Here is a 12,059-nt window from a genome sequence, read left to right as displayed (position 1 = left end):
GGTCCGCATCCTGCCGGCACCGCCCCGGCTGAGCGTCACCTGGCTCGTCCGGTGCGAGCGCCCGTCGCTCCTGCCGTTGCTCGTCTTCGCCGACCACGGGGAACTCCTCGCCGAGGCCGTCACCGCGTGGGCGTCCGAGTGGGGCGTCTCGGGCGCCGAACCCCGCACCGCCGTCTGGATCGGTTGCGCCGACAGCCCGTGGGTCGAGCCCGCGGTCGGGCGGAGCGTCGACCAGGTCGTCGCGACCTGCTCGGACGAGGCGTTCGAGCTGAAGGCCCTCGGCGTCCCCCTGCACGCCATCTCGGTCGTACCGTGCGGCGTCGACACCGAGCTGTTCACCCCGGACGGGCCCGCCGAGGAGCGGGGTCGCCCGTTCCGGGTCCTGACCGCGTCCCGGTTGGTCCGGCGGAAGGGCGTCGGCACCACGATCGCCGCCCTCGCCCGGCTGCTCGACGAGGCCCGCGCCGGCGGGAGCGGGCACGGGGGCACCGGACCCGGCGGCGACGTCGGGAGCGGGCACGGTGGCACCGGACCCGGCGACGAGCCGCTCGTAGACGCGCTCGCTGTCCGCGGCGACCTTGTGCCAGGTGTAGCGGGCCTCCGCGCGCTCCCGTCCGGCGCGACCGTAGGCCTCGCGGCGGGCGCTGTCGTCGAGCACGAGTCCGACGGCCTCGGCGACGGCCTCCTCGTCCCGCGGGGGGACGTGCAGGCCGGTGGCGTCCTCGACGACCGTGTCGATCAGGCCGCCGACGCTCGACGCCACGACCGGTCGGCCGCACGCCATCGCCTCGAGCGGCACGATGCCGAACGGCTCGTACCAGGGGGCGCACACGACGACGTCGGCGCTCCGGTAGACGGCGGGCATGTCGTGCTGCCCGAGCTGGCCGCGGAAGGTCACGTGGTCGCGCACACCGAGCGAGCGCGCGAGGGCGTCCAGGCGCTGGTACTCCGGGTCGTCGACCAGGTCGGACCCGGCCGTCCCGGCACCGCCGACGACGACGAGCTCGACGTCGCGGCCCTCGTCGAGCAGCCGGGCGAGGGCGGCGATCGTGGTGCCGACGCCCTTCCGCCGGACCAACCGGGACGCGGTCAGGACCCGGAACGGGCGACCCCGCTCCTCGGCGGGCCCGTCCGGGGTGAACAGCTCGGTGTCGACGCCGCACGGTACGACCGAGATGGCGTGCAGGGGGACGCCGAGGGCCTTCAGCTCGAACGCCTCGTCCGAGCAGGTCGCGACGACCTGGTCGACGCTCCGCCCGACCGCGGGCTCGACCCACTCGCGCTCCGCGGGGCTCGTGTCCGCCGAGCCCTGGTGGCGGCGCTTCACGACGCCGAGCGCGTGGAAGGTCTGCACGACGGGGATGCGGACGCCCCCGGTGCGGGCCTGGACCTGCCGGACGGCGTCGAGTGCGGCGTGCCCGGACATCCAGAAGTGCCCGTGCACCACGTCGGGGCGGTCCACGAACCACTCGGCCGCGAGCACCGCGGCGAAGGTGTCCATGAACGGGAACAGGTCGTCCTTGGGGACGTGCCGGGCGGGTCCGGCGTCGACGTGCACGACCTCGACGCCCGGACGCAGCGGCACCCGGACGGGCAGTGCGGCGTCGTCGCGGCGGGTGTGGACCGTCACCTGGTGGCCGCGGTCGGCCAGCGCCCCGGAGAGCTCGGCGACGTGCACGTTCTGCCCGCCGGCGTCGACACCACCGAGCACCGCGAGCGGGCTCGCGTGCTCGGAGACCATGGCGATCTTCATCGGGTGCTCCCTTCCAGCGCGACGGCCGTCGCGCGTCCGCGTCGCGCACCCCGCGCGACGGCGTCGTCGAGGAGGTCGTCCCAGTCCGCCAGGTACCGGGGCAGCGCGTGCCGCGCGAGCGCGGCCTCCCGTGCCACGGCGCCCCGTCGGCGCGCCTCCTCGGGGTCCTCCAGGAGCGTCCTGGAGGCGCGGACCAGGTCCGCCACGTCGGTCGCGATCGCGCCGGCGTCGGCGGGCACGCTCCGCGGTGCGTCGGTCGTCGCGAGGACGAGCACCGGCATCGCCATGTGCATCGCCTCGATGAGCGACAGGCCGAGCGACGTCCACCGGTTCGGGTGCACGTAGGCGCGGCGCTCGGCCAGGGCCGCGTGCATCGGGTCGGCGGGGACGTCGCCGCGGGGGACGACGCGGTCGCCGAGGCCAGCCTCGGGCAGCCGCTCGGTGCCCATGCCCCAGACGTCGACCGGAGCGACCGCGGCGAAGCGGGGGAGCAGGTCGGTGCCGACGACCCGGCCGCGGCGCACCGGCTCGTTGATCACGACGCCGAAGCGCTCGAGCCTGCCGGTGTACAGCGGCCCGGGGTCGACCACGCCGTGCTCGACGACGGTCGTGCGGGTGGTCCCGCAGTCCCACATCAGGGCGTTCCAGTGCGTCACGTGCGCGATCAGCAGGTCGTCGCGGTCGCGGAGCGGGTGCAGGCTGTTCGGTACGTCGACGCGCGGTGCGTTGTGCTCCACGAAGACCGTCGGCACCTCGCGGCCGCCGAGCAGGCGCGCAGCCTCCTCGAGCTCCTCGGTGCGCTGCAGGACGACCACGTCGACCTCCGCGTCGGCGACGTCGGCGGGGTCGATCTCGATCGCGTTCGCCGGCCAGTCGCGGCCGCCGCGTCCGAGCCCCCAGGCGTCTCGCGCCGGGGTGGTCGGGATGAGGTACTCGTGGGGGCCGCGGACGAAGGCGTCCATCCAGCCGCCGTGCACGTGCCACACGAGGATCCGCATGCAGGGCCTTCCGTCTCGTCCTGAGCCCCTCCCGGTCGCTCCGTCGCCGGGGTCGGCGAGGAGGAGGAGCAGTGGCGCACGCTACGCAGCGCCCGCTGCCGGACCTCGCAGGCTTCTCGTGTTCATCCGCGGAGCGCGTCCGAGGAGCCGTTCGTGGGCCGCCAGGACGTCCTCGACGCGCACCGTGGACAGGCAGGGGTGTCCGGCGACGGGGCACTCGCGGGCCCGGCTCAGGCGGCACGGCGCCTGCTGGTCGCCGAGCAGTTCGACGTCCGGCGCGTAGGGCGCCCACTTCACCGCGGGCACCACGGGTGAGAACAGGCTGACGATCCGGGCGCCGACCGCGGCGGCGAGGTGGGCGGGCCCGGTGTTCCCGACGACGACCACCTCGGCGCCGGCGAGCACCGCGGCGAGCTCGGCGGGGCTGGTCCGACCGCCGAGGTCGAGCGCGGTGTCCCCGGCGACCGCGGCCGTGAGCGCCCGCTCACCCGGGCTGCCGGTGACGACCACGGGGACCCCGCGCTCGGCGTAGGCGGCGACGAGCGCGCGGTGGTGGTCCTCCGGCCACGCGCGCGCGGGCACGCTCGCGCCGGGGTGCACGACCACGTACCGACCCAGGGCGACCACCTCGGGTGGTGCGACGGCGTCGTGGCGCACCACGAGCCTCCCGTCGTCGGTCGGGGGCAGCGCGAACCCGGCGGCCGCGGCGATGCGGAGGGCGCGCTCGGGTTCGGGCAGGTCCTCGGGGAGGTCCTCGCCCGGTCGCAGGCGCACGTCCAGCAGCGACCCGGGGTGGTCCACCGAGGCGCCGGTGACGCGCGCCACGCCGGCCAGGCGCAGGAGCAGCGCGACCGGCAGCGGTGACTGGTGGAAGGACGTCAGGACGACGGCCTCGTCCGGCTGTTCCTCGGTGACGAGCGCGCGGAACTCGCCGAGCAGGGCGTCGTCGATCGGGCGGGCGGTCTCGGTCACCCACGGCGCCGCCCAGACGCGCACGCGGTCGACCCCGGGCAGCAGGTCGGCGGCGGGGGCACCCTGCGGGCCGCAGAGCATCGTGACGTGGGCGGCGCCCGCGGCGACGGCGCGGACGGCCGGGCCGGTGACCAGGACGTCGCCGAAGGAGTCGAGGCGGACGACGAGGACGCGGGGGCGGCGGGCGGGGTCGGCGCCGGTGTCGGTGGCGGTCGCGGTGCTGCTGGGCACGCCTGCGCCGCTGCTCACGCCTGTTCCGCGGGGACGCGGGCGAGCACCAGGTCCACCGCCTCCTCGAGGGAGCGGACGACCGTGTCCGCGGCGGCCACCTCCTCTGCCCGGGTCCGCGCGGTCGGCACGAGGATCCCCTGCGCCCCCGCGGCGAGCGCGGCACCGACGTCGGCGCCGATGTCCCCGACGACGACGAGCTCGGCGGGGTCGAGGCCGAGCGCCGCCGCGGCGTCGAGCACCATGCCGGGCCGAGGCTTGCGGCACCGGCAGGCGTCCCCGGCGTCGTGCGGGCAGACGCACCACACGTCGAAGGGTCCGACGAGCTCGTCGACCCGGGCGTTCGTGGCGTCGACCTGCTCGCGGGTGGCCATGCCCTTGGCGACGACCGACTGGTTCGTGACGACGCCGACGCGGAGCCCGGCGGCCCGTGCCCGCTCGACGGCCCGGTGCGCCCCCGGCACGGGCACCACCCGGTGCGGGTCCGCGTTGTAGGGCACGTCGATCACGAGCGTGTCGTCACGGTCGAAGAGGACACCGCGGATGACGCGGTCCGTCGCGAGGGGCATGCTGCACTGCTACCGGTCCGACGCCGTGAAGCACCCCAGGCACGTCCGGTTAGCGTCGGCGCCGTGACCGCCGTCCCCGTACTGCCCCCGTCCGACGGGCGCCCGGACCTGCTCGTCCTCCGCGCCATCAAGCTCGGGGACGCGCTCGTCGCCGTCCCCGCGCTGCACGCCCTCCGCCGGGCCTTCCCCGGCCACCGCATCACGCTCGCCACGACGGCCTGGTTGGCACCGGTGGTCGAGCTGCTGCCCGTGGACGTGCACCTCGCCCAGCACGGACTCGACCACGCGATCGCGGCGCCGGCCGGCGTGGTCGACGTCGCGGTGAACCTGCACGGCGTCGGCCCGGAGTCCTCGGACCTCGTCGCCGCCCTCGGCGCACGCCGCGTGATCGGCCACGCCGACCCGCTCCACGGCAACGACGGCCCGCCCTGGCCGGACGACGTGCACGAACGCGAGCGGTGGGCGCGCCTGCTGACCTGGCACGGGATCCCGGCGGACGCCGACGAGGTCGCGATCGCGCGTCCGGCCGAGCCGTCGGTCGCGCCCCGTGCGGCGGTGGTGCACGTGGGCGCCTTCCACGGTGCCCGGCACTGGCCGACGGACCGGTTCGCCGCGGTCGCGCGCGGGCTGCGGGAACGCGGACACCGGGTCGTCCTGACGGGAGGCACGGACGACGTCGAGCGCGCCGCCGCCGTCGCGCAGGCGGCCGGGCTGGCACCCGACGCGGTGCTGGCCGGCGTGCTCGACCTGCAGCCGTTCGCGGCGGTCGTCGCGGACGCGAGCGTCGTCGTGACCGTCGACACCGGGGCGGCGCACCTCGCGTCGGCCTACGGGGTGCCGTCGGTCGTCGTGTTCGGTCCGGCGCCGCCGGAGGCGTGGGGACCGCCGGCCTCGGGACCGCACGTGGTGCTGACCGACGCGTCGGTGCGGCGCGGTGACGTGTTCGCCGAGGACCCGGACCCGGCGCTCCTCGCGGTCGGCGTGCAGGACGTCCTCGACGCGGTGGATTCGCTCGCCGTGACCGTCCCGTCCGCCGCCCGGTAGCGTCGGACCGGACCTGTTCCGCCTCAGATGGGAGCCCGCCGTGTTCGAAGCAACTGACATCCGCGACTGGATCGGCCTGACGGTCGTCGACGAGGCCGAGGACAAGGTCGGGACCCTCGAGAGCATCTACTACGACACCGCGACCTCGGAGCCGGCGTTCGGATCGGTGACGACGGGACTCGTCGGGTTCCAGAAGCTCCTCTTCGTCCCGCTCGTCGGGGCGACCGTGGCACCGAAGCACCTGCGCGTGGCGTTCCCGAAGAAGCTCGTCAAGGACGCGCCGTCGATCCCGACCGACGGCGAGCTCGAGGCGTCGACCGAGCCGGTGCTCTACGAGCACTACGGCCTGCAGTACCAGACCGGCAGCGGGGGAGAGCGGCGACTCGGTCGTCGGTGACGCTCGGGCGGGACGGTTAGCCTGGGTGGTCCCGTCCGTGTCCCGACTCCCCGGAGGCTCGTCCTGACCCGCTCCCGTCCGGTGCTCCGCCGCGTCCGTCCGGCGCTCCGCCGTGCCGTGCTCGGTGGCCTGGCGGTCGTGGCGCTCGTGGGCGCGTCCGCGCTCGGCGGCGGTGCTGGTGTCGGTGGTTCGGGTGCGGCGGTCGCCCCGCCGATGTGGCCCGTGCCGGCGCCGTACCCGGTCCCGTCCGACCCGCCGGAGTCCCTCGCCGCGATCCCGCCGGGGTCGGAGTACGTCGCGCTCGGCGACTCGTACTCGGCCGGGTACGGGCTCGACGACCCGACGCACCTGCCCACCGACGCCTGCGCCCAGTCCGCGCGTGACTACCCGCACCGCATCGCCGCGCGCTTCGGGCTCGCGCTGACGGACGTCACCTGCGCGGGCGCGACCTCGGACGACGTCGTGTCGGGCTTCCAGTTCCGCGGGGTGCCGCCGCAGGTCCGAGCACTGTCCGACCGGACGCGGCTGGTGACGATCACCATCGGTGGGAACGACGCCGACCTGTTCGGCACCGCGGCGTCGTGCCTGGCGCTGTCGTCGAAGGGCCCGGTGTTCTCCGGCCGCGACGCCCCGTCGTGCCGCAGCACGCTCGTCCGCGACGGCGAGGACCAGCTCGGCGTGAAGATCCGGTCCCGCGTGGCGCTGTCGATCGCCGAGACGCTGGGGGCCGTCCGCGCCGCGGCGCCGAACGCCGTCGTCGTGTTCCTCGGGTACCCGGCGATCTTCCCGGACGCCGAGCACACGCCGAGGGGCGGCTGCTTCCGGTCCGCGCTCGACCTCGGCTCCCTCGCTGGGTCGTTCCCGTCCGACACCTTCCCCTTCACCGACACCGACGTCCGCTACCTGCACGGCGTGCAGGAGGAGCTCGACACCGTGTCCGCCGACGCCGCGCGGGCGGCCGGGGTCCGGTTCCTCGACGTCTTCGCGGCGTCGCAGGCGCACTCGGCCTGCGCGACGAAGGGCTCCTACGTCGCCGGCGTGTCGCTCGAGGGCAGCGGTAACCTCAGCCGGATCGACCTGGTCCCCGGCGCCCTGCACCCGAACGAGCGCGGGGTGGCGTGGCTGACCGGTCGGGTGGCCGCAGCGGTGCGGGACCTGGCCGGCTGACCTGCTGCCGCCGAGGCTCGGACCGCGTCCGCTGCCGTCTGCCGGACCCGGCCCGGCGCGGTGTCAGGCGCTGACCTCGTCGATCGCGGTCGCGGTGTGCGCCGCGGGCGGGACGACCAGGACCGGCGACACCGTCTCGCGCAGGACGTCGTGGAGCACCGAGCCGGACAGTGCGTGCACGTGTCCGACGCCGAGCACCACGAGCGACGCCCGCCGGGTGTGCGCGGCGATGGCGTGCCCCGGACGTCCCTCGACGAGCAGCGGGTGCACGCGGACGTCCGGGTGCCGAGCCGTCACGGCGGCGGTGACCCGCTGCAGGAGCTCGGCGTTCCGGGTGCGCCACCGGAGCGGCTCCTCCGCGAAGTCGGTGAGCCCGGTCCGGGTGAGCACGGGCATCTCCCACACCCGGAGCAGTGTCAGCCGCCGGTGCGTCCGCCGGGCCTCCGCGACCGCCAGGGCCTCGGCGTGCGCGTCGAGCGGTTCGTCGACCGCCAGGACGACGTCGCCGGCGATCGGGTGCGGTCCCTCCGGCACGACCACAGTGGGCACCGCCGCGCGCTCGGCGACGCGGGCCGGGTCCCCGCCGGCCGTCGAGCCGCGTCGTCCCCGGTAGGTGCCGACGACCAGCAGGTCGCCGTCGTCCGACTGGTCCACGAGTGCCCGGGCGAAGGAGCCCGCGTGCCGTCGAACCGTCACGTCGGCCGTCGGCACGCCGTCCTGCACGGCACGCGCCACGGCGTCCGCGACCCGGACGCCGTCCGGGCCGATGCGGGCCTCGCTCGCCGGGTCGACACCGATGACGTGCACCCGCTCGACACCGCCGGCGTGCTCGGTGACCCACCGCACGGCCTCGTCGTGGGGTCGCGCGGCGTCCGCCGCCAGCGTGACCGTCGTCCATCGTCCGTCCATCCCGATCGACCTCCTCGTCCGGGGTCCTCCGGGGCGTCGTTCGGCGCCTCTGGTCCCGGAAGCTACGCCCTCCGGACCGGTCTGCGCCGTGGCCGTCCTGAGGGATCGCCGAGGGTCCGCACTACGCTCGGGCCGTGGTCACCAGCGCCGGACTCCTGCTGCACCGACGGACCCCCGACCGTGACGGGCCGGAGGTCTTCCTCGTGCACATGGGCGGACCGTTCTGGCGTCGACGCCCCCGCGCCTGGTCGATCCCGAAGGGCCTGCTCGACCCCGGCGAGGACCCGCTCGCAGCGGCGCTCCGGGAGTTCGCGGAGGAGGTCGGCGTGCCTGCCCCGGACGGCCCCACCGTCGACCTCGGCGAGGTCCGGCAGGCATCGGGCAAGCGCGTCCGCGTCTTCGCGCGGCGAGCCGACGACTTCGTGGTGGACGCGGTCCGGAGCAACACCGTCCGTCTCGAGCTCCCGCGGGGATCGGGCCGTTTCGTCGAGGTGCCGGAGGTCGACGAGGGCCGGTGGGTCGGCGTCGACGAGGCCCGCGCGCTGCTCGTCGCCGGACAGGTCGTCGCGCTCGACCGGCTGCTCGAGCACCCCTGAGGGTGACTGTGCGCATCCTGGCTCTCCCGCTGCCGGAGACCGCGCCCCCTGGATAGCCTGAGGAAACGTCGAGGATCACTCGGCGCGGAACAGGGGAGCACGCATGCGCGGATGGCGCTCGATCACGGCCGGGATCACCGGTCTCGTCCTGGGAGCAGGGTTGGCGGTGACCGGTGCGACGTCCGCGTCCGCCGCGACGACGGGGCACTGGGGAGCCTTCAGTGTCCCTGCGACCACGCCGGTGTCGGCTGGGACGCTGGAGTTGCCGGGCTTCCCGGTGACCACCTTCACGACCAACTCGAGTCAGACGACCGTGGTCTCGGGACGTTCCACGTGGCAGGGGCCGTCGACGCCTCCTGGCACCGTGTACGGATCGAGTCGTGACGACACCTACATCAACCAACGCCCCGCGGCGAACAACGCGCAGAACCCTGCGGTCACGACCTACACGTTCGCGGGTGGCACCCCGGGTGCCGGTGGCTGGTCGTTCGTGCTGGGCGACATCGACGCCGACCAGGCCACGATCTCCGCGACGCTCGCGGACGGGTCGCCGGCGTCGGTCGCGCAGCTCGGCTACCAGGGCTCGTACAACTCCTGCTCCACGGTCTCGCCGGGCGGGTGGAGCTGCCCGTCGGACCCCGGGGGCGTCGCTCCCGGACAGGATCGACCGACGTGGGACCCCGCGACCGGCGTCCTGGTCGGGAACGCCGCTGCGAACGACACCGCGGGCGCGTCCGCCTGGTTCACGCCGACGGCCTCCCTCGCCACGCTCACCATCACCTACCAGCAGCGGAGCGGGTTCCCCGTCTACCAGACCTGGTTCGCGAACAAGACCTCGTCCCTGTCCGGGACCGCGACGCTCGACGGCGAGGCCCTGCCGGACACGCTCGTGACCGTCACCGCGCCGAACGGCACCGAGTACACCACCACGACGGACGGCCAGGGCCGGTACACCTTCGACGCGCTGACGCAGGCCGACGGCTACCGCGTGACCGTCGCGACGCCCGACAACGCCACCCTCACCGCCGCACCGGCACCGGTGTCCCTCCGCGCGGACGTCTCGGACGCCGACTTCGCGTTCGCGACACCGCCCGGCACGGTCGCGGTAGACGGGACCGTCGTGGACACCGACGGCACCCCGGTCGCCGACGTCACCGTGGTCGTGACCGACCCGGACACCGGGGCGACCCTGGCCGAGGTCGTCACCGACGCCGAGGGCCGCTACACCGTGCCCGGGCTGCCCGCGGACACGTCCGTCTTCGCGACGACCGACGGAGCGACGCCCGTCTCCGTGACCACCGGGGCCGACGGCGCCCCGGCCGCGACGGTCCCGCCGCTCGTCGTCCAGGCGCCGCTCGGCACCGTGAGCGGACGGGTCACGGTGGACGGGACCGCACCGGGCGATCCGGCGCGGATCGAGCTGGTGCAGGGCGGCGAGGTCGTCGCCGCGTTCGACACCGCGGCGGACGGCACGTACGACCTCCGCGTCCGCCCCGGCACGTACACCGTCCGGACCACGACGCCGACCGGCACCACCGGGACGACGGAGGTGCCGGTGATCGTCGCGGCCGACGGCACGGCGACGGCGGACTTCCCGTTCACGACGCCCGTCCCGGCGACCGTGTCCCAGCCCGGGTCCGTGCGGTACGAGGACGGCACCCCGGTCGGCGGGATCACCGTGACGGCGCGTCCGGTCGACGCCGGCGCCGGATCGGTCGTGGTCGTCCCGACGAACGCTGACGGCAGCTACGACCTGGCGGGACTCACGCCGGGTACGCCGTACCGGATCACCGTCGACGGCGCGGCGGCGCAGGTCGTCACGACCGTGGACACCGGCGCCGCGTCGACCCCGGTCGACTTCGTCCTGCCGCTGCCGACGGTGGACCAGCCGGGCACCGTGACCGAGGCCGACGGCACGCCCGCACCGGACCTCGAGGTCGTGGCCACCCCGACCGACCCGGCCGACGGTGCCGCGGTGACCGTGACCACCGACCAGGACGGCGCGTTCGTGCTCTCCGGGTTGCGGCCGGAGACCGAGTACTCCGTCGTCGCCTCCACCGGCGACGTCGACAGCGAACCGGTCACCGTGACCACGGTCGCCGTCGGTGGGACGCCCGTCCCGCTGATCATCGCGCTGCCGGCAGCCGCGGTCACGCCGACCACGACGCCCTCCCCGAGCACGCCCGTGGCCCAGCCGGTCGCCGACGGTGGGACGACCACCGGCGGCGGCGGGGCCGGTCCGCTCGCGTACACCGGCGCCGAGCCCACCCCGGCGCTCGTCGCCGCCGGCGCACTCGTGCTCCTCGGCGGTGCCGTGCTGACCGCCCGGGGCGTCCGCTCCCGGCGACGCCCGGCACAGCAGCGCGACTGACGCACACGAGGACGGGCGGGCCGGCACCAGTCGACCCGCCCGTCCTCGTGCGTGCACCGAGCGCGCACGACACCCCGCCCGTCGATCGCCGACCGTGCAGGCCGTGTCGGCGGACGACGCCGAGCGTGACAGATCTGGCCCGCTCGGCACCCGCCCCGCGCCCCTCAGCGCCGCCGGCGGGTGGGCACCGAGCCCGTCGCGACGGCGACCGACCCGGTGAGCGTCTGGATCGCCCGGCTCACGACCGGCACCGACGTGGTGACGACCGCGAGCGAGGACGTGATCGCCTCGATCGACGACGTCGACAGGTGCTCCTGCGCGTGGGTGTGCACGGGGAACCCGCGGCGAGCGGCGACGACGACCCCGAGGGAGCCGACGAGCACGACCGCACCCGCGAACGGCAGCCACTGCAGCCCGACGACCCCGAGTGCCTGCCCGCCGATCGCCGCGCCGCCCGCGATGCCGATGTTCGACGCCCCGTTGACGAGCGCGCCCGCGATGTCGGGGGAGACTCCGCCGGTGCGGATCGCCGCCGCCATGAACAGCGTGCCGGTGGTGCCGTTGGCCGCCATCCAGATCCCGGCGACCACCATCGTGCCGACGAGCGAGCCGTGCACGAACGGCATCGTGGCGAACGCGGCGGCCATCACGGCGATCGCTGCGAGCAGCGTCTGGCGGGGTGCCCGGTCGACGAACATCCCGGCGAGCCAGAGGCCGACGACCCCGGTGCCGCCGAGCACGAGGAGCGCGCCGCTGACCATGCCGGCGTCGAGCCCGGCGTCGATCGCGTACGGGCCGATGTACGTGTAGACGACGTAGTGACCGGCGAACAGCAGCAGGTCGGCGACGACGACGGAGAGCAGCCCGGTCCGCGCCCAGGCGCGCGGTGAACCGATGTGCGGCGACGAGCTGCCGCGGACGGCCGGCAGGAACGCAGCGGCGACGACGGCGAGCGCCGCGGCGGCCAGGGCGACGGCGCCGACGGCCGAACGCCACCCGATCGTCTGCGCGACCCACGTCGCGATCGGGACGCCGAGGACGAACCCGAGCGAGCC

At 75.4% G+C, this 12,059-nt stretch carries 10 protein-coding genes and 1 pseudogene; 5 read left to right on the top strand and 6 right to left on the bottom strand.

The window, feature by feature from the left end:
* Positions 1 to 502: 502 nt before the first annotated feature.
* From HUN59_RS12135 to HUN59_RS12120, 4 genes and pseudogenes are all read right to left on the bottom strand, one after another.
* Positions 503 to 1,753 (bottom strand): annotated as a pseudogene (locus HUN59_RS12135) (glycosyltransferase); the annotation flags it as partial.
* Positions 1,750 to 2,751 (bottom strand): glycosyltransferase, encoded by a 1,002-nt coding sequence (locus HUN59_RS12130; protein ID WP_174778484.1) that lies wholly within the window; start codon positions 2,749 to 2,751, stop codon positions 1,750 to 1,752. The gene HUN59_RS12130 and the pseudogene HUN59_RS12135, both read right to left, overlap by 4 nt.
* An 81-nt stretch (positions 2,752 to 2,832) precedes the next feature.
* Positions 2,833 to 3,954 carry a glycosyltransferase family 9 protein gene (locus HUN59_RS12125; protein ID WP_174778483.1) on the bottom strand — a complete coding sequence of 374 codons (1,122 nt, stop codon included), beginning with the start codon at positions 3,952 to 3,954 and terminating at the stop codon, positions 2,833 to 2,835.
* Positions 3,955 to 3,968: 14 nt separating this feature from the next.
* Positions 3,969 to 4,520: a D-glycero-alpha-D-manno-heptose-1,7-bisphosphate 7-phosphatase gene (locus HUN59_RS12120; RefSeq protein WP_174778482.1), complete on the bottom strand. Its 552-nt coding sequence runs from the start codon at positions 4,518 to 4,520 to the stop codon at positions 3,969 to 3,971.
* Between the two features lie 63 nt (positions 4,521 to 4,583).
* On the opposite strand from HUN59_RS12120, the gene HUN59_RS12115 reads away from it, so the two are divergent.
* From HUN59_RS12115 to HUN59_RS12105, 3 genes are all read left to right on the top strand, one after another.
* A complete protein-coding gene (locus tag HUN59_RS12115) occupies positions 4,584 to 5,564 on the top strand; it encodes a glycosyltransferase family 9 protein (RefSeq protein ID WP_174778481.1) in 981 nt (326 codons plus the stop codon).
* Between the two features lie 40 nt (positions 5,565 to 5,604).
* The gene (locus tag HUN59_RS12110; RefSeq protein ID WP_058743018.1) at positions 5,605 to 5,961 is read left to right on the top strand and encodes a PRC-barrel domain-containing protein; all 357 of its coding nucleotides are present in this window, start codon (positions 5,605 to 5,607) and stop codon (positions 5,959 to 5,961) included.
* Positions 5,962 to 6,042: 81 nt separating this feature from the next.
* A complete protein-coding gene (locus HUN59_RS12105) occupies positions 6,043 to 7,128 on the top strand; it encodes an SGNH/GDSL hydrolase family protein (protein WP_174778480.1) in 1,086 nt (361 codons plus the stop codon).
* A gap of 63 nt (positions 7,129 to 7,191) precedes the next feature.
* Here HUN59_RS12105 and HUN59_RS12100 read toward each other — a convergent pair whose 3' ends face one another.
* Positions 7,192 to 8,037, bottom strand: coding sequence for a universal stress protein (locus HUN59_RS12100; RefSeq protein ID WP_174778479.1), 846 nt, complete (start codon positions 8,035 to 8,037; stop codon positions 7,192 to 7,194).
* Positions 8,038 to 8,171: 134 nt separating this feature from the next.
* Between HUN59_RS12100 and HUN59_RS12095 the strand changes: the two genes are divergently transcribed.
* Positions 8,172 to 8,633, top strand: coding sequence for an NUDIX domain-containing protein (locus HUN59_RS12095; protein WP_174778478.1), 462 nt, complete (start codon positions 8,172 to 8,174; stop codon positions 8,631 to 8,633).
* A 364-nt stretch (positions 8,634 to 8,997) separates the two neighbouring features.
* The gene (locus HUN59_RS12090; protein WP_174778477.1) at positions 8,998 to 11,004 is read left to right on the top strand and encodes a carboxypeptidase-like regulatory domain-containing protein; all 2,007 of its coding nucleotides are present in this window, start codon (positions 8,998 to 9,000) and stop codon (positions 11,002 to 11,004) included.
* Between the two features lie 164 nt (positions 11,005 to 11,168).
* Here HUN59_RS12090 and HUN59_RS12085 read toward each other — a convergent pair.
* A partial coding sequence (locus tag HUN59_RS12085) for an MFS transporter (RefSeq protein WP_217483545.1) occupies positions 11,169 to 12,059 on the bottom strand: 891 nt, incomplete at its 5' end.

The organism is Curtobacterium sp. Csp2 (genome assembly GCF_013347165.1).
This window is presented reverse-complemented; position numbering and strand designations above follow the sequence as displayed.

Bases quoted from the DNA above. Each gene is read 5' to 3' on its own strand.
- HUN59_RS12130 (WP_174778484.1), bottom strand. From the start codon at position 2,751: ATGCGGATCCTCGTGTGGCACGTGCACGGCGGCTGGATGGACGCCTTC.
- HUN59_RS12120 (WP_174778482.1), bottom strand. From the start codon at position 4,520: ATGCCCCTCGCGACGGACCGCGTCATCCGCGGTGTCCTCTTCGACCGT.
- HUN59_RS12100 (WP_174778479.1), bottom strand. From the start codon at position 8,037: ATGGACGGACGATGGACGACGGTCACGCTGGCGGCGGACGCCGCGCGA.